14 protein-coding genes and 1 pseudogene are annotated in these 16,015 nt (G+C 70.3%); 12 read left to right on the top strand and 3 right to left on the bottom strand.

Translation table 11 applies throughout. The features are described from left to right. The first annotated feature begins 1 nt into the window (after position 1). The 3 genes and pseudogenes from bshC (at position 2) to bshA (ending at position 3,646) form a co-directional block, all read left to right on the top strand. Positions 2 to 1,683 (top strand): annotated as a pseudogene (gene bshC, locus OWM54_RS28920) (bacillithiol biosynthesis cysteine-adding enzyme BshC). Next, entirely contained in the window at positions 1,680 to 2,486 is an 807-nt protein-coding gene (bshB1, locus tag OWM54_RS28915) for a bacillithiol biosynthesis deacetylase BshB1 (protein ID WP_223748313.1), read from the top strand. Before bshC ends, bshB1 begins: the two are co-directional and overlap by 4 nt. Continuing rightward, a complete protein-coding gene (gene bshA / locus OWM54_RS28910; RefSeq protein ID WP_267699597.1) occupies positions 2,483 to 3,646 on the top strand; it encodes an N-acetyl-alpha-D-glucosaminyl L-malate synthase BshA in 1,164 nt (387 codons plus the stop codon). Before bshB1 ends, bshA begins: the two co-directional genes overlap by 4 nt. A gap of 25 nt (positions 3,647 to 3,671) precedes the next feature. Here bshA and OWM54_RS28905 read toward each other — a convergent pair whose 3' ends face one another. Continuing rightward, positions 3,672 to 4,517 carry a DUF2911 domain-containing protein gene (locus tag OWM54_RS28905; protein WP_267699596.1) on the bottom strand — a complete coding sequence of 282 codons (846 nt, stop codon included), beginning with the start codon at positions 4,515 to 4,517 and terminating at the stop codon, positions 3,672 to 3,674. Between the two features lie 207 nt (positions 4,518 to 4,724). Here OWM54_RS28905 and OWM54_RS28900 point away from each other — a divergent pair, with 207 nt between their 5' ends. The 4 genes from OWM54_RS28900 to OWM54_RS28885 all read left to right on the top strand — a co-directional run bounded on the left by OWM54_RS28900 (position 4,725) and on the right by OWM54_RS28885 (position 7,682). Next, positions 4,725 to 6,014 carry an AAA family ATPase gene (locus OWM54_RS28900; RefSeq protein WP_267699594.1) on the top strand — a complete coding sequence of 430 codons (1,290 nt, stop codon included), beginning with the start codon at positions 4,725 to 4,727 and terminating at the stop codon, positions 6,012 to 6,014. Positions 6,015 to 6,194: 180 nt separating this feature from the next. Then, positions 6,195 to 6,917: a DUF1775 domain-containing protein gene (locus tag OWM54_RS28895; RefSeq protein ID WP_223781552.1), complete on the top strand. Its 723-nt coding sequence runs from the start codon at positions 6,195 to 6,197 to the stop codon at positions 6,915 to 6,917. Between the two features lie 17 nt (positions 6,918 to 6,934). Next, positions 6,935 to 7,126, top strand: coding sequence for a hypothetical protein (locus OWM54_RS28890; protein WP_223781551.1), 192 nt, complete (start codon positions 6,935 to 6,937; stop codon positions 7,124 to 7,126). A gap of 55 nt (positions 7,127 to 7,181) precedes the next feature. Beyond that, entirely contained in the window at positions 7,182 to 7,682 is a 501-nt protein-coding gene (locus OWM54_RS28885; protein ID WP_267699593.1) for a hypothetical protein, read from the top strand. Positions 7,683 to 7,689: 7 nt separating this feature from the next. On the opposite strand, the gene OWM54_RS28880 is transcribed toward OWM54_RS28885, so the two are convergent. Further along, positions 7,690 to 8,637 carry a hypothetical protein gene (locus OWM54_RS28880; protein WP_141326320.1) on the bottom strand — a complete coding sequence of 316 codons (948 nt, stop codon included), beginning with the start codon at positions 8,635 to 8,637 and terminating at the stop codon, positions 7,690 to 7,692. A gap of 151 nt (positions 8,638 to 8,788) precedes the next feature. Between OWM54_RS28880 and OWM54_RS28875 the strand changes: the two genes are divergently transcribed. Beyond that, the gene (locus tag OWM54_RS28875) at positions 8,789 to 10,135 is read left to right on the top strand and encodes a thioredoxin family protein (RefSeq protein WP_267699592.1); all 1,347 of its coding nucleotides are present in this window, start codon (positions 8,789 to 8,791) and stop codon (positions 10,133 to 10,135) included. On the opposite strand, the gene OWM54_RS28870 is transcribed toward OWM54_RS28875, so the two are convergent. Continuing rightward, positions 10,129 to 10,575 (bottom strand): hypothetical protein, encoded by a 447-nt coding sequence (locus OWM54_RS28870; protein WP_223748304.1) that lies wholly within the window; start codon positions 10,573 to 10,575, stop codon positions 10,129 to 10,131. The genes OWM54_RS28875 and OWM54_RS28870 overlap by 7 nt on opposite strands. Positions 10,576 to 10,879: 304 nt before the next feature. On the opposite strand from OWM54_RS28870, the gene OWM54_RS28865 reads away from it, so the two are divergent. The 4 genes from OWM54_RS28865 (at position 10,880) to OWM54_RS28850 (ending at position 15,997) form a co-directional block, all read left to right on the top strand. Beyond that, positions 10,880 to 11,764: an RNA polymerase factor sigma-32 gene (locus OWM54_RS28865; RefSeq protein WP_141333508.1), complete on the top strand. Its 885-nt coding sequence runs from the start codon at positions 10,880 to 10,882 to the stop codon at positions 11,762 to 11,764. Positions 11,765 to 12,364: 600 nt separating this feature from the next. Beyond that, on the top strand, positions 12,365 to 12,967 hold the full coding sequence (locus tag OWM54_RS28860) for a Pvc16 family protein (protein WP_267699591.1): 603 nt from the start codon (positions 12,365 to 12,367) through the stop codon (positions 12,965 to 12,967). Beyond that, the gene (locus OWM54_RS28855) at positions 12,964 to 14,403 is read left to right on the top strand and encodes a hypothetical protein (RefSeq protein ID WP_267699590.1); all 1,440 of its coding nucleotides are present in this window, start codon (positions 12,964 to 12,966) and stop codon (positions 14,401 to 14,403) included. The genes OWM54_RS28860 and OWM54_RS28855 overlap by 4 nt, the downstream gene beginning before the upstream one ends. A gap of 43 nt (positions 14,404 to 14,446) precedes the next feature. Then, entirely contained in the window at positions 14,447 to 15,997 is a 1,551-nt protein-coding gene (locus OWM54_RS28850; RefSeq protein WP_223748301.1) for a phage tail sheath family protein, read from the top strand. Positions 15,998 to 16,015 lie beyond the last annotated feature (18 nt).

Here is a 16,015-nt window from a genome sequence, read left to right as displayed (position 1 = left end):
TGTGCGCCACGGTCCTTCTGCGTGCCGGAGCAAAGGCGACCTGTTATCACCGCGCACCGTGACGCCCTCGTTTCCCACCGCGTGGCTCCAGGGAGACCCACGCGCGCTCGCCTTCCTGCCCGACCGCTTCCGCCACCGCGCCGCTCGCGCGGAGGCCGCGGCCGCTGCCTCCACCCGCTCCGTCCCGCCCGCGCTGCTCGAGGTGCTGCGAGCCCAGAACGCCCGGCTGGCGCCGAGCCCCGCCAGGACCCGACATCTGGAGGAGCTCGCCCAGCCCGGCACCATCGTCGTGGTGACGGGCCAACAGATGGGGCTGTTCCTCGGCCCCCTCTTCACGCTCTACAAGGCCGCCGCCGCCATCGTCGCGGCCCGAAAACTCCGGGAAGAAACCGGCCGCCCCTGTGTTCCCGTCTTCTGGCTCCAGACCGAGGACCACGACCTGCCGGAGGTCGACCACTGTTTCGTCGCGAGCCCGAGGGGCGCGCGCTGTCGCGTGTCGCTCGACCTCCCCGACGCGGCCCTCTCACGCGCGCCCATCGCCCACCAGAAGCTGGGCCCCGGGGTCCTCAAGGCCCTGGAGGCGCTGCGCGCGGAGCTGGGCGCGGAGCCCCAGGCCGAGGAGCACCTCTCCCTGCTCGAGTGGGCCTACCGCCCCGAAGCGACGCTCGCGGAGGCCTTCACCGAGGTGCTCTCCACCCTCTTCGCCGAAGAGGGGTTGGTGTTCCTCGACCCGAGGGACGCGCGCCTCGCGCCGCTGGCCGCGCCCATCCACCGGCGCTCGCTCGAGCACGCGGCCACCCTCTCCACCGCGCTCACCCAGCGCGTGGAGGAGCTGACCCGCGCGGGCTTCTCCGAGCAGGTCTACATCCGCCCTGGCTCGCCGCTGGGCTTCTTCTCCCCGGACGAGGTCGACGGCGCGCGCTACCGGCTGGACCCCGCGGGGCCCCAGACGTGGAGCCTCGTGGGCCACCCGCGCGGCGCCACCGTCACCACAGAGGAGCTGCTGCGCGCGCTGGAGCAGGAGCCTTTGCGCTTCACCACCTCCGCGCTCCTGCGCCCGCTGCTCCAGGACACGTGGCTGCCCACCGCCGCGTACGTCGGCGGCCCGGGCGAGGTCTCCTACTTCGCGCAGCTGGCGCCGCTCTACGCGCACGCGGGCCTGCCCATGCCGCTCGTGGTGCCGCGCGCGCGCTTCCGGGTGCTCGATGACCGCGCGCGCAGGCTGCTCCACAAGCTGGGCCTCACCGCGGACGAGGCGAGCCAGCCGCGTGAAGCGCTCCTGACGAAGCTGGCCACGCGCGACGCGGCCGAGCCCTACGAGCCCGCGGGCGCCGTGGAGGCGCGGCTGTTCGGCGCGTTCTCCGCCGAGCTGGACACGCTGGGCGAGTCGATGCTGAAGCTGGACCCGCGGCTGTTGGACGCGCTCAAGCGCACGCGCGGCACCGTGCGCGCGGCGGTGTCACGCTTGTCGGCCCGCTACGGCCGGCGCTCGCGCTGCGCGACGAGGTCACCACCGAGCGCGTGGACCGGCTGCGCGCCATGCTGCTGCCGGAGGGCGCGCCGCAGGAGCGCATCCACGGCATGGCCTACCACGCGTGTCGCTTCGGCACGCGGGCCTTCACCCGCCAGGTGCTCGACGCCTGCATCCCCTTCTCCGGCGACCTCCAGGACCTGACGCCATGAGCGCGAGCGGCGCGACGTACGGGCTGGAGGCGCTGGCCTTCGGTCCCCACCCGGACGACGTGGAGCTGTTCTGCGGCGGGCTGATGGCGCGGCTCGCGAGCCAGGGCCACCGCACGGGCATCATCGACCTGTCGCGAGGGGAGAAGAGCTCGCGCGGCACGCTCGAGTCGCGCGCGGAGGAGACCCAGGCCGCCTCGCGGGTGCTGGGCCTGGCCGTGCGCGAGAACCTGGAGCTGCCCGACGGCTGGCTCAGCCCGTGGGCCGGCTTCGAGGCGCCCGAGGCCGAGCGCGTGCGCGCGTCCGCCGTCGCGCGCGTGGTGGAGGTGCTGCGCAGGCTGCGCCCGGAGCTGGTCATCGTGCCGTGGGAGGAGGAGCGCCACCCGGACCACGAGGCCGCGAGCGCCCTGGTGACACGCGCGCTGTTCTTCTCCGGCGTGCGCAAGTTCGAGACCGAGCCCCCCGGCGCGGCCTTCACGCCCCGACAGGTCCTCTACTATCCGCTGCGCCACCTGGCCGAGCCGAGCTTCGTGGTGGACGTGTCCTCCGTCTACGAGACCAAGACGGCGGCCGTGCGCTGCTACGCGAGTCAGGTGGAACCCCGCCCGGGCGCGCCCGCGACGCTGGTGGGCTCCCCGCTGTCGCTCTCCTCCCTGGAGGCGAGGGACCGCTTCTACGGCGCCCAGGTCGGCGTGGCCCACGGCGAGCCGTACGTGGTGCGGGAGACGCTGGGGCTCGTCGACCCGGTGGAGCACTTCCGCCGGAATAGCTTCGAGAAGCCCCTGTTCTTCCCTCACCGCCGATGAGCCCTCCCCTCCGCATCGCCATCACCTGCTTCTCGACATTCGGTGGCAGCGGCATGGTCGCCACCGGCATCGGCCTGGCCATGGCCGAGCGGGGCCACCAGGTCCACTTCATCGCGCGCGAGCCGCCGGTGCGGCTGGCCGCCCTGCCCAGGGGCGTGTCGTTCCACGAGGTGAAGGAGAGCGACTACCCCGCGCTCCAGCGCTCCGGTACGTACCCGATTGCGCTGGCGTCCAAGATGATTGAAGTCGCCACCCAGGCGCACCTGGATGTGCTGCACGTGCACTACGCGGTGCCCCACGCCACGGCGGCGTGGATGGCGCGCGAGGTGTTGGGTGACCAGGCGCCGCGCGTCGTCACCACGCTGCACGGCACGGACACGACGCTCGTCGGCGTGCACCCCAGCTACCTGCCGATGACGCGCTTCTCCATCCTGAAGAGCGACGCGGTGACGACGCCGTCCGCCTTCCTGCGCGACGCGACGTGGAGCGGCTTCGCCATCCCCGACAGCTTCCCCATCGAGGTCATCGCCAACTTCGTGGACACGGAGGCATACGCCCCCGCGCGTGAGCGCTCACAGCTGAAGGCCTTCTTCCCGGACCTGGGCGACGACGAGCCCGTGCTCGTGCACGTCTCCAACTTCCGCCCCGTCAAGCGCATCACCGACGTGGTGGCCGTCTTCGCCCAGGTGCACCGAGAGCGGCCGTGCCGGCTGGTGATGGTGGGCGACGGGCCGGAGCGCGAGCCCGCGGAGCGGATGCTGCGCGAGCTGGGGCTCTCCCACCGCGTGGCCTTCCCCGGCAAGCAGGAGCGCTTCGTGCGGGTGCTCGCCGCGTCCGACGTGTTCCTGCTGCCCAGTGAGCAGGAGAGCTTCGGGCTCGCGGCGCTGGAGGCGCTCAGCTGCGGGGTGCCCGTGGTGGCCAGCGACGTGGGCGGCATTCCGGAGGTGGTGCGCCACGGCGAGACGGGCCTGCTGGCGCCGCTGGGTGACGTGCGCGCCATGGCGGGCCACGTGCTGGGCCTCCTGCGGGACCCGGCGAGGTGGCGGGCCTTCTCCCTCCGAGCGCGAGCCGACGTCGTCGAGCGCTTCCGGCAGGCGCCGGCCATCGACCGGTACGAGTCGCTCTACCGGCGACTCGCGGGCGGAGCCCCCCGACGCTGAAGGAGGGCTCCACCGGGACGGCGGACTACTTGTTCTTCCAGTCCGCCAGGGCCTTGGAGACCTGGTCCTTGTAGAAGAAGTTCGGGGCCTTCTGGCCCAGGTCCCACGAAATCTGCGCGGCCTTGCGGGCCTCCGCGTACTTGCCGCTCTTGGCGAGGATGTCCGCGCGAATCCACTGGTTGTACCAGTTGGAGTCGATGGCCACGGACGCGTCCGCCAGCTTCAGCGCCGCCGCGTAGTCCTTGGTGGACTCCGCCACGTAGCGGGCCGCCTGCGCGTGCTCACTGGCGCTCTGCGCCACCGCCTTCTCGATGTTCGCCTTGGCCAGCGTCGCGGTGTCCGCCTTGATGGGGACGGAGACGCGCAGCTTCTCCCACTCCAGGTCCAGCGAAGTGGTGTCGTCCGTGGTGTTGCTGAACACGTACGTCAGGCGCTCGCGGTTGGGAATCGCCGCCGTGGTGCCGGCGACGGTGGCGATGTCATTCGCGGGCGAGTACTGGGCGGGCGTGGAGAACAGGCCCAGCTCCTTGTTCAGCATCACCTTCCAGCCCTTCTGCGAGGGCAGCGTGACGATGGAGTACGTGCCCGCGGGCACGGCCTTGCCGCCGAAGGTGACGTCGTGGCTGAAGGTAATCCTGGTGGCCGCGTTCGCGCCCGAGCGCCACGGCTTGTCCCAGGGCACCAGGTCACCCCAGACCTTGCGGCCCTTCACCGCCGGGCTGGAATAGTCGACGGAGATGGACGTGACGCCCACCTCCTGCGTCACCTTGGCGGAGGGGCTGGCCGCGGGCAGCTCCAGTTGGGCGGAGGCGGGGGCCGCGACGAGGGCCACCAGCGCCGAGAACAGACAACCGAGGGCAACGTTCTTCATCGTCCTCACTTCATCCTTTCTGGATTCTGCATCCAGGGTTCTTGAGGGGTGCGAAAGCGCGCGGAGTGTATAGACGAGTCCGGAGCCCACCAAACGCTTCGCGCATGCCCGGACGCGTCATGCTCCGGGCGGCACACCAGACACTCCGGTGGGTGGAGTATTCCCGTCGGACCCCGGGAGCACGAAGCTGCCGGGTGAGGACCTCGCATGAAGCTCACCCGGCTCACCGTCCACCACTACCGCGGCGTCGCCCCCGGCACCGAGCTGACCCCCGGGCCCACGCTCAACCTCATCCTGGGTGAGAACGGCACCGGCCGCACCACGCTGCTGGAGCTGCTGTCCACCGTGCTCGGCTCGGACTTCTCCGGCCTCATCCACGAGCGCTTCGCGCTGGAGTACGAGCTGGCCTTCCCGGGCATGAAGCTGCACGTCTTCGCGCGCAACGACACGCGGGTGCCCGAGCGCGCGGACGCGACGCCCCGGCAGGGCGCGGGGCTGTTGCCGCTGCGCGTGCCCACGCACGAAGCGGGGCTTCAGCCGCTCATCGAGGTGGAGCTGTGGCTGTCGTCGCCTTCGACGCGGCTGGTGCTGCGCGCGGACTCGGAGGGCCTGGACTGCAAGGTGGATGGAGAGAGCGCGTGGTCTCGCACCATGCACTGGTCGCTGTTGGACCGCTCGGTGTGGACGCTGCTGTTCATGACGGCGCAGTACATCGACGCGGGGCTCAAGGAGCGGCTCAAGACGCTCCTGCGCCGCACCTTCCTGCTCGCGCCCCAGCGCTTCGACGAGGCGCTGGGGATGTACGAGAAGCTGGGCGCCATCCGCTACGCGATGGAGGCGCACGACGGGGAGATCTTCCCGCTGGGGTTGATGGCGCTGCCGTCCTGGATGCCAGGGTGGCTCAAGGAGCGCGTGGAGCTGGAGCCCCTGGTGGACGCGCTGGAGCTGCGCCATGACGCGCTGGAGCGCTCGTTCCTCGCGCGCTTCGTGGACATGGCGGGGATGGCCTCCGGGCGGCTGCGTGTGGAGGTGCTGGAGAAGCGCTCGTACGACAACGGCGGGCGCGTGGGCTTCGGCGGCTTCACCTTCCACTTCGCGCGCCGCGACGGGGGCGAGCTGTCACAGGCCGAGCTGGGCTTCGGCCAGAAGCGGCTGCTGTCGCTCCTGTACTACCTGGACGTCAACGAGGACTTCGCCATCCTGGACGAGCCCGCCAACGGCCTGCACCCGCGCTGGGTGGAGGCCGCGCTCGGGGAGATGGGAGGGCGGCAGGTGTTCCTCGCCAGTCAGAGCCCGCTGCCCCTGGAGCACGCGGTGTTCACTTCCGACGAGGAGCTGCGCGCGTCCCTCATCCACTGCGGCCCGGTGACTCACGAGGGGCAGCAGCGCATCGGCTGGGCCCACCCCACGCGGCAGCTCGCCGCGAGCCTCTTCGAGTCCCACCGCGGCGGCGCGCGGCCCCTGGGGACCCTGCTGCGAGAGCAGGGCGTGTGGTGAGCCCCAGGTCAGTCATGGACAGGTGCGGCGAATTGTCGCGGCACCCTCCGGTCTCCGGATGATTGTCGCAGGCAAGTGATTGGGGTGCCCCCGGGGCTGCGGCAAAAGGCCACATCGGTGGCGCGCGGGCCGTCTGTTAACCCGGTGCTCCAGCGCAATCCCTTCCACTGGAGGCCCTGCTTGAAGACCTCACTCCCACTCCTGCTCGCGTCCGCGGGCCTGCTGGTCGGCACGGCCGCCCAGGCCCACATCGGCACCTCCGGGGCCGGCCCCGCCATCGAGGGCACGTCCTACGAGGTGCAGTTCACGGTCGGCCACGGCTGCAGCGGCGCGGACACCTGGCGGCTCCAGATTCGAATCCCCGAGGGTGTCACCTCCGTGCGCCCGCTGGACTCCCAGTTCGGCAAGGCGGTGGTGGAGAAGGACGCGAGCGGCAACGTGAAGTCCATCACCTGGACCCGCTCCTCCGCGGCCGAGGTGCTGGCCGCGGACACGCATGCGCACCGCGTCTCCTTGCGCGCGCGCATGCCGAACACGCCGTTCGCGATGGTGTACTTCCCCACCACGCAGACCTGCCGCGACGCCCAGGGCCAGGAGACGACGGTGGAGTGGGTGGGCACGTCCGGAGACCACCAGCATGGCACCACGGACGCAGGCAGCGAGCCGCAGGCCGAGCCCGCGCCCGCCGTCTTCATCTACCCCGCGCGCACGCCGGGCTGGAACAAGTACGTCGTGCAGGAGCACGTGCATGACCTGAGCGTGTTCAAGGACGCGCTCATCGTCTGGTCGGGCAAGAGCGCGTACAGCGCCAACCCGGTGACGAAGGAGCTCATCGCGTCCGAGCCGGACACGACGCCGCTGACGGAGATTCATCCCGGCACGGAAATCTGGGTCAAGTACTGAGGCGGGAAGGAGGAACGATGAACCGCCATCTGTGCGCCGTACTCGCCGCCTGCGCCGTGCTCGGCGCGTGCTCGGACGACGACAAGAAGCCCTCGGGCCCGCAGCAGGACGCGGGCCCCCTCTCCACCCAGGGGCTCACGCCCTCCGCGCTGGAGCGCCCGCCGACGTCGGGGGGACTGCCCGCGGACCTGAAGCCACCCGGGCGATGACGCAGGACGCGCCCGCTTCCTTTCGAGGGAGCGGGTCCGCGATTATGACGGTCCCATGAACACACTCAGGGACTGGGGTCTTGGGGTCCTGCCATTCGCGGCGCTGGTCCTGCTCTGGCGATTCTCGGTCTGGCGCGAGCAGCAACAAACCCAGACGCTCTACCGCGCCGTCGACGAAGGGGCCGTGAGCGAGGTCCAGGCCCTGCTCGCGAAGCACGCCTTCCCGAACCTGCGCTCGGTGGTCATCGCGAGCGCCGTGGTCAGGGCCGTCGAATCCAGACAGCTCGCCGTGCTCGACTTCCTGCTCAGCCCCGAGCTGAAGCCCGTGTCGCTCACCCAGAAGCTCGGGTCCTTCCTTTACGACCAGTCGATGAAAGGGGGCTGGAGGGGCGTGGTGCTCTGGCGCTCACGTCACGCGCACCCGTTCCTGCCCTGGAGGGACCTGAGCAGGAGGGACAAGTTCCGGCTGAGGTCCATGGCCACCCGAGGTGCCGGGGAGGGGCCCTCGAAGGTCTTTCTTCGCCACCACTTCGGCCAATGGAAGGTCGTCGTCTGAAACGACGTCAGAACTGTCCGGCGCGCGCCTGCTCGAAGGGCACGCGGTGCTTCACGTACATCGTGTCCATCATGTGGTTGCCGATGAGGTTCAGGTTGCCATCGGTGAAGCGGTGCACGACGGCGCCCTTGCCCGCGTCCTTGGCGAAGGCGATGGGGTCGAAGCTGCCGCCCAGGCCGGTGAGGGTGGGGACGGCATCCGCGTTGTTGATGTAGTGCACGTACTGGGGGCCGTCCGGGTAGCGCGTGGACGCCGCGCCGAAGGTCTCCACGCTCAGCTTGCCCATGAGCTTCTCGACCTGCGCGGAGGACATGCCGTCCTCGATGCGCAGCCGGCGCTCCACGTCGAACAGGGCGCGCGCGGTGATGAGGCCGCCCTGGCTGTAGCCCATGAGGTGGACCTCGCGGCCCGCCTTCAGCTCGCCGTAGACGGTGTCCGCCAGGGTGTCCACGGCGGGGTTCTTGCCCTTGTCCAGCTTGTCGCCCACGCACTGGGCCAGGTCCGCGACGAAGCCCTCGGTGGCGTTGTGGATGCCGATGACGCGCGCGTCCGCCTTCTCCGCGATGGCCCGCATCTCGCTGAGCTGGTTGGCGGCCGGCGTGAGGATGCCGTTGATGTAGAGAACGGTCTTGTCGGGGTTCGGGTTGTTCTGCGGCGTGACGCCGGGGATGTCCTTGAGCGGCGTGCCGGGCGGGAAGGTCTGGCCCTTGGCGCCCATCAGCTTGCCGTCCAGCGTCTTGTCCGGCCTGGCGTCGCCGCCGAACAGGCGCTTGACCTCGCTCAGGTGCGTGGCCTCGAAGACGTCCTTGCCCTGCTCCAGGAAGCGCGGGACCTCCTTCAGCCCGTTCTTCGCGGCCTCCACCAGCCCGCCCAGCGGGTTCTTCAGCGACGCGCGCTGGGTCTGCGACGGGGCGACGGGCGTGGAGACGGGGCGGTTGCGGTCGATGGGGCTCATGAAGGGCTCCGGCCCATGGGGGTGCTGGGCGTTCCCATCATTTTCTCACACGGGCATCGGGAAGTTGCTTCGGGGCCCCACCTGCTGGGAACCGCGCCAGCACCCAGGGTGTCCGGGGACGGCATCGAGCCTGGCCAACCCTGGAGAATCCATGACGATGCGACCCGCCGTCGGCGCCCTGCTGCTGCTCTGGGGGTGCGCGACGTCCTCGACCACGACGCAGCGCGCCACGCCCCCTCCTGCACGGCCCGTCTTCCTGGAGGACGACTGGGAGGGGGCGCTGCGCGAGGCGAAGGAGGGCGGGCGGCCGCTCTTCGTGGAGGCGTGGGCGCCCTGGTGTCAGTCGTGTCGCTCCCTGCGCGCGACGGTGCTGACGTCCCCCGCGCTGGGCGCGTGGGCGGGCCGCTTCGTGTGGCTGACGATGAACACGGATGCGCAGAGCAGCCTGCCCTTCCTCCAGCGCTACCCGGTGGACACGTGGCCGACCCTGTTGGTGCTGGAGCCGGAGCATGGCGCGGTCATCACCCGCTCGCTGGGCGCGGTGTCCGAGCCCCAGCTGCTGGGCCTGCTGGCCCAGGCCGAGCGGACCTTCCAGCGCGGCCATGGGGACACGGAGCTGCTGGCGCGGGCGGATGAGCTCGCGCTCCAGGGTCGGCACGCCGAGGCGGCCCAGGGCTATGGGCAGGCGCTGACGGGGCTGGCGGCGGCGGACGCGCGGCGGGCGGGCACGGTGGTGTCGTGGCTCAAGTCCCTGTCGGCCTCGGGGTCGGCCGAGGAGTGCGTGCGGGTGGCGGAGAGGGAGCTGCCGGGACTTGCGCGCGCGGATGACCGCACGCGGCTGTTGTACGTGGGCATGGGCTGCGCGCTGGATGCCGACACCGAGGAGGCGCGAGACCGCTTCGCCGAGGAGGCCCGGCGGGGCCTCGACGCGCCCGAGGACGCGTTGAGCCCGCTGCAGCGCTCGTCGCTCTTCGAGCTGTCCTGTGAGGCGTACGAGCTGGCCGGGGACACGGCGGGCCTGCGAGGGATGACGGAGCGGTGGTGGACGTTCCTGGCGGCCCAGGCCCGGCACGCGAGGGGCGCCGAGGAGCGCGCCGCGCTCGACTCGCATCGGGTGATGGCGGCGGCGTTGAGGGACAGGCCCGACGAGGCGCTGGCCCTGCTGGAGCGCAGCGCGCGGGAGCTGCCCGGGGACTACAACCCGCCGGCCCGGCTGGCGACGTTGTACGCGATGGCGGGACGCCATGACGAGGCGCTGGCCTCGAGCGAGCGGGCCCTCGCGCTGGCGCCGCGAATCGCGCGGGGCACCGTGCTCGCAGGACACGCGCGCATCCTCCTGGCCCGGGGAGAGGGAGCCCGCGCGGAGCGGCTGCTCACCGAGGCCCTGGAGGAGCTGGACAGCACCCCCGGCATGCCCCGGGAGCATCTGCAGCGAAGGGCCCTCGAGCACGCGCTCCAGCGGGTCCGCGCGAGCAACGCCGCGCCGGCGAATCAGTGAGGTGACGGAGGCAGCGGCTCCGGGGGTTCACCCGAGACCTTCTGCTCCACCTGTCTTCGCACCAGCCGCTTCGTCGCCGTCTCCTCGTCCTCGGTGCGCTGACGCCGGCGCACCAGCCCCTGGCTCTCGTCCACGAACCAGAAGAGCACCCGGTAGAAGGCCGCGATGACGGTGACGAGCAACGCGGAGAGAAACCACCTCAAGCCCCACCCCACCCAGCCTCCCACCACCACGTCGATGGCGTACGTCCCCGTCAACGGCACCAGCACGAAGGCCACGTAGTGGGACACGCAGTAGGGACACGACACCAGATACCCCCACCACGTCTCCTTGCCCCCCAGCCGCGCCCGGAGCGGCGCGAAGATGCGCTCACGCGCGACGGTCTGCGACACCCCCATCACCACCGCCGACACCGCGAAGAGCTGGAACAGGTCCGCCATCCCCCCAAGGTGGCGACGATCCCACCCACCCGAGACGCCCCGCGCACAGCCGCCTCCCCGCTCGCCCGCGCTCCTCCCGACACCCACTCCCAGGCTCCGTCGACTGGAAGACAGTCGGAAGACTCTTCGGATCTGCCCCCTGTAAAAACGAAAGAGGTCCGCCCTTAAGCACCCCTGGGCCTCGATGCAAACCCCTGGACTCATTGGGAAATGGCGCAAGTGGCCCGTGGCATGCGCATTGCGAAGGACCCCACCCGTGCCGCCGAGGCGCGGCTCCCAACGGCCCCCTTCCCCGAGAGACGCCATGCAGGATTCTTCCCACTTCTCCTCCCCGGACTCCCTCTCCACGTACCTCTCGGAGATCAACCAGTACCCGCTGCTGACGCAGCCCCAGGAGCAGGAGCTGTCGCGGCGCTTCCGCAAGGGCGACCTGATGGCGGGCCACCAGCTGGTCACCAGCAACCTGCGCTTCGTGGTGAAGGTGGCCTACGAGTACCGCTCCTACGGCCTGAAGATGTCGGACCTCATCCAGGAGGCGAACATCGGCCTGATGAAGGCCGTGCAGAAGTTCGACCCGGACAAGGGCATCCGCCTCATCTCCTACGCGGTGTGGTGGATTCGCGCGTACATCCAGAACTGCATCCTGCGCAACTGGAGCCTGGTGAAGCTGGGCACCACGCAGGCGCAGCGCCGCCTCTTCTTCAGCCTGGCGCGCACCCGCCGCGAGCTGGAGCGCATGGGCGCCGGCGACGCGAACATCGTCAACGCGGAGGAGATCGCCCGCAAGCTGAACGTGAAGGCCTCCGAGGTGCGCGAGATGGAGCAGCGCATGGGAGGGCGTGACCTGTCGCTCGACGCCCCCGTGGGCGAGGACGGCGACGCCACGCACCTGGACTTCGTCGAGTCCGCCACCGCCTCGCACGAGGACGAGGTGGCCGACCGCCAGCAGGCGGGCCTCACCCGGGAGCTGGTGCAGCGCGCCCTGCGCCGCCTGGACCCGCGCGAGCGCTTCATCATCGAGAACCGGGTGATGGGCGACTCCGAGATGACGCTCAGCGAGCTGGGCGAGCACTTCGGCTTCTCCCGCGAGCGCGCCCGCCAGCTGGAGATTCGCGCCAAGGACAAGCTCAAGGCGGAGCTGGCGCTGCTCATGGCCGACGCCGGCCTGGACGCCGCGTCGCTCGCCTGATTCCTTCCCATCGGCCCCTTCATCGGGGACGCTGAACCACACCGAGTCCGTCCTTCGAAAGAAGGGCGGACTCATTCGTTTGCGGGGCCCTACCTCCGTCCCACCCCCGCCCGAACGCGCGCGAGGCCGACAATCCGGCCCGGGCGGCGCTGACTCACCCTCTCCCGTCGACGCCCGGGCCGCCCCACCCGACCCCCGCTGTCCGGGAACACCCGCCGCCCGGACCCTCCAGGTGCGCCACGGCTGACGGGCCTGGGGCCCCGTGCGTCCCTCGGGGAGGGGAATGCCGCGCGTCGGAATCACCGCGCCCCGCCACCCCTCCCCGCGCGGCCTCCTTCCCCAGACGCCAAAGACAGACACGACGGGTTTCAACAAACATCCTCCCCGCCACGTCTGCCCAATCCCCCTCGTTTGACACACAGGTTTTACCTGTTACTGTGACTTCACTCCGCGAGCAGAACCCTCGCGTGAGCGCATTCAGCGGCAACGACGTCGCGCCTTCTTCCGGTGCGCCCTCGTGAAGAAGCCCGGCGGCCCTCCGGGTCTCACTCCACCTTTGAAGACAGACGTGCCCCGGGGGCGCGCTGAGAGAGGTATGTCTTGGGCAAGATTGGAGGCACCTTGGAGCTCATCCGCGCGCGGCTGGATGAGTTCATCCGCAACGCGGAGCTCGCACCCCGGCAGGAGCCCTGGGTGGTGCTCTCCAACCTGACGGACCCCGAGGGCCGTCCGGCCGCGCCCGCGCGTGACGCGGTGGTGATGTACCTGGCCAACCTCCAGCACGAGACCATCGTCAGCACGTACAACCGCAACGTGCCCGTGTCGCAGGACACGTACGGCATCGTCTCGCCGCCGCTCTACATCGACCTCTTCGTCCTCCTGTACGCCAACTTCGAGGACCAGGCATACGCGGTGGGCCTGGAGGCCATCTCCCAGGTCATCAGCTACTTCCAGCAGACGCCCTGGTTCACCCAGCAGAGCCTGCCCGGGCTGGACCCGGACATCGACAAGCTCACCTTCGAGTTCGTCAACCTGGACCTCCTGGGCCTCAACCACCTGATGGGGCTGGCGGGGGTGAAGTACCTGCCGTCCGTCTTCTACAAGGTCCGGATGATTCCCTACCGGGGCACGGCCATGCAGGCCCAGGTGCCGGCGGCCAAGGGTGTCGAGGCGCCAGGTCAGCCCCGGGAGCAGGAGCCATGAGCCGCGCCCGCCGCGCCTACGAGCGCGCCCTGGACGGCCCCTCACGGCTGAGGCCCGGCCCCCGGCAACAGCCCGGCCCCGCGCCCCACGGCAACGACGGGCCCGCCCGCCGCTACGCCTACGAGAGGCTGGTGACGGTGGACCTGCGCCACACGTACTTCAACGGCTCGGATGACCGCTGCCCCGCGCTGCGCTGCCAGCCCACGCCCGACACGCGGGTGAGGATGCGCGACTGGGGCCTGCTCTTCCTCGACGAGGGCACGGACTTCTCCGTGCTCTTCGACTCCAACCGCCTGGACGCCTTCCTCTCCGCGGTGGAGCGCAGGAGCCAGCAGGGCCAGTGGACGTGGCTGTCCTTCGTGCTCGTCTCCGACACGCCCTACTTCGTCAACTTCACCGACCTGCCCAGCGACTTCCAGCCCAACCTCTACAACCTCTACTTCAACAACCTGGGCGCGCACTTCGTGGGCAGCCCCCCGTCCCCCACGGACCAGCCGCTCCACTGCGAGGGCGCCCTCACCCCGCCCATCCTGCTCAACCCCGGTGAGCACGTCACCGCCGACAGCCGGCAGCGCGTGGTGGGCACCCAGGTGCAGGTGGTGCTGGTGAGCGACGCGGTGGACCGCGTCGTGGTGATGGACGTGTCCGGGGAGCAGGTCCTCTGCAAGCCGTGCAGCATCCCCAGGTCCCTGCTGGCCCAGCGAACGCCCTACCTCATCACCTGCGCGCAGGTGGCGCAGGCGCGCGCGAAGGGGCCGGGGGAGGAGCAGCGCGTGGGCTCGGTCCTCTACCTGGACCTCGTCGCCGTACCAGAGGGGCTCTACACCCTGCGGCAGCTCGCCGCCGACGGACAGGTGCTGGACCAGGAGGTCGTCCTCTACACGCAGGCGTACCCCGCGCCGCTGGGCTTCATCGACCTGGTGCTGGCGAAGCCCTCGCCGCAGGACACGGGGCTGTATCCCCTGTGCGACGTGCCTCCGCAGGGAGAGGGCGCGCGCGTGGTCCCGCTGGAGCTGCAGCTGCGCTTCGAGCGGCGCAGCACGCGCTGGTGCTACTTCGTCGTGCCACCCAAGGGTGTCACCTACGAGCAGCTGCGCCTGGTCGACACGGACACGTCCCAGCCCGTCACCTTCTCCGGCCCCGTCCCCGTCCCCGTCCCGGGCGCGGGGGTGACCCAGTGCTTCATCGCGGACCAGGACCTGCCGCTGCAGGAGCTCTCCAGCTTCGTCTTCGAGCTCAAGGGGCTGAGGACCCAGGGCCTCTTCGAGAACACGCTGATGTCGCGCGTGCCCGTCGCCACGCCCGCGCTGGTGCTGCCCCGGAGCGGACCTGCGCCCGGCAAGCCCCGGAGCACGCGCCCCACCCGGCGCTCCCGTGACTCGCGGGCCGCGCCGGAAGTAACGCGCGACTACTCGGACATCTTCCTGAACCTCTGAAACCCCAGAGCAGCAGCAGCGCCACCCACGAAACGAGGACCCGATGGCCACCCGACCCGCACGCAAGACTCCCGGCGTCTATGTCACCGAGCTGGACGCCTTCCCACCCTCCGTCGTCGGCATCCAGACGGCGGTGCCCGCCTTCATCGGCTACACCCAGACGGCCCAGCTGAGCGGCAAGCCCGTGCTCAACAAGCCCATCCTCATCAACTCGCTGGCGGACTACCAGCAGGTGTTCGGCGGCGCGCCGGACCCGCTCTTCCGGCTGGAGGAGGTCACCGACACCGCCAAGCAGAAGGCCGGTGACTACGACTTCAAGGTGTACGACGCGGCCACGCCCACCTGGAAGTACTACAACCTGGTCAACTCCACCGGCACCCAGTTCAACCTCTTCAACAGCCTGCGGCTGTTCTACGCGAACGGCGGCGGCACCGCGTACATCGTCTCCGTGGGCGACTACACGGCCACGCTGGGCGCCGACGCGCTCAAGGGCGGCCTGGACGTCATCGCCGAGCAGGTGGGCCCGACGATGCTCGTCGTCCCGGACGCGGTGAACCTCACCACGCTGGCCGACTACCAGAAGGTCTCCTCGAAGATGCTCGACCAGTGCGGGCAGCTCAAGGACCGCGTGGCGCTCCTGGACGTGTGGGGCTCCGCCACCGTCACCAAGGACACCCTCACGCAGGTCATCACCGACTACCGCGGCATCCTCGGGGACAAGTTCCTCAACTACGGCATGGCGTACTTCCCCTTCCTGCACACCTCCGTGCAGGAGGTGAGCGACTTCGACTACCGGAACATCACCCTGGAGGCGACGCTCAAGGACATCCTCAAGCTGGAGAGCGCCAACCTCTACGCCACCAACCCCACGCGCAAGACGGCGGTGGACGCGGACATCGACAAGATTGGCACCGTCACGCTCGAGGAGGAGGTGCTGGCGCTCAACCAGAACCTCACCGCCGCGCTGCCCCTGCTCACGGACATGCTGCGCGTCATCACCGGCAAGGACGACGTGCTGCCGTCCAGCGGCGCCATGGCGGGCATCTACACGTGGAACGACACCAACCGGGGCGTGTGGAACGCGCCGGCCAACGTCAGCCTGACGTCCGTCACCAGCACCACCTTCAAGCTCAACAACGACCAGCAGGCGGACCTCAACGTCCCGGTGGACGGCAAGGCCATCAACGCCGTGCGCGAGTTCGTGGGCCGCGGCTCCGTGGTGTGGGGCGCGCGCACGCTGGACGGCAACAGCAACGACTGGCGCTACATCCAGGTGCGCCGCACGCTCGTCTACGTGGAGCAGTCCATCAAGAGCTCGCTGGACCGCTTCGTCTTCTCCGCCAACGACGGCAGCACCTGGGCGTCGGTGACGTCCATGGTGTCCAGCTTCCTGCAGGGGCTGTGGTCGCAGGGCGGCCTGCTCGGCGCCACCGCGTCGGATGCCTTCAGCGTGGAGTGCGGTCTGGGCAGCACCATGACGGCCCAGGACGTGCTCGAGGGCTACATGGTCGTGCAGGTCACCCTGCAGATGATCCGCCCGGCGGAGTTCATCGAGCTGACCTTCAAGCAGAAGATGGAAGGCGCCAGCGCGTAGCGCCTTCGTGCCGTTCCA

Source organism: Myxococcus sp. MISCRS1 (assembly GCF_026626605.1).
GTDB lineage: Bacteria > Myxococcota > Myxococcia > Myxococcales > Myxococcaceae > Myxococcus > Myxococcus fulvus.
This window is presented reverse-complemented; position numbering and strand designations above follow the sequence as displayed.

Excerpts from the sequence above, each read along its gene's own strand:
- bshB1 (WP_223748313.1), top strand. The coding sequence starts at position 1,680 with ATGAGCGCGAGCGGCGCGACGTACGGGCTGGAGGCGCTGGCCTTCGGT.
- bshA (WP_267699597.1), top strand. The coding sequence starts at position 2,483 with ATGAGCCCTCCCCTCCGCATCGCCATCACCTGCTTCTCGACATTCGGT.
- OWM54_RS28905 (WP_267699596.1), bottom strand. The coding sequence starts at position 4,517 with ATGAAGAACGTTGCCCTCGGTTGTCTGTTCTCGGCGCTGGTGGCCCTC.
- OWM54_RS28900 (WP_267699594.1), top strand. The coding sequence starts at position 4,725 with ATGAAGCTCACCCGGCTCACCGTCCACCACTACCGCGGCGTCGCCCCC.
- OWM54_RS28890 (WP_223781551.1), top strand. The coding sequence starts at position 6,935 with ATGAACCGCCATCTGTGCGCCGTACTCGCCGCCTGCGCCGTGCTCGGC.
- OWM54_RS28885 (WP_267699593.1), top strand. The coding sequence starts at position 7,182 with ATGAACACACTCAGGGACTGGGGTCTTGGGGTCCTGCCATTCGCGGCG.
- OWM54_RS28880 (WP_141326320.1), bottom strand. The coding sequence starts at position 8,637 with ATGAGCCCCATCGACCGCAACCGCCCCGTCTCCACGCCCGTCGCCCCG.
- OWM54_RS28875 (WP_267699592.1), top strand. The coding sequence starts at position 8,789 with ATGACGATGCGACCCGCCGTCGGCGCCCTGCTGCTGCTCTGGGGGTGC.
- OWM54_RS28870 (WP_223748304.1), bottom strand. The coding sequence starts at position 10,575 with ATGGCGGACCTGTTCCAGCTCTTCGCGGTGTCGGCGGTGGTGATGGGG.
- OWM54_RS28865 (WP_141333508.1), top strand. The coding sequence starts at position 10,880 with ATGCAGGATTCTTCCCACTTCTCCTCCCCGGACTCCCTCTCCACGTAC.
- OWM54_RS28855 (WP_267699590.1), top strand. The coding sequence starts at position 12,964 with ATGAGCCGCGCCCGCCGCGCCTACGAGCGCGCCCTGGACGGCCCCTCA.
- OWM54_RS28850 (WP_223748301.1), top strand. The coding sequence starts at position 14,447 with ATGGCCACCCGACCCGCACGCAAGACTCCCGGCGTCTATGTCACCGAG.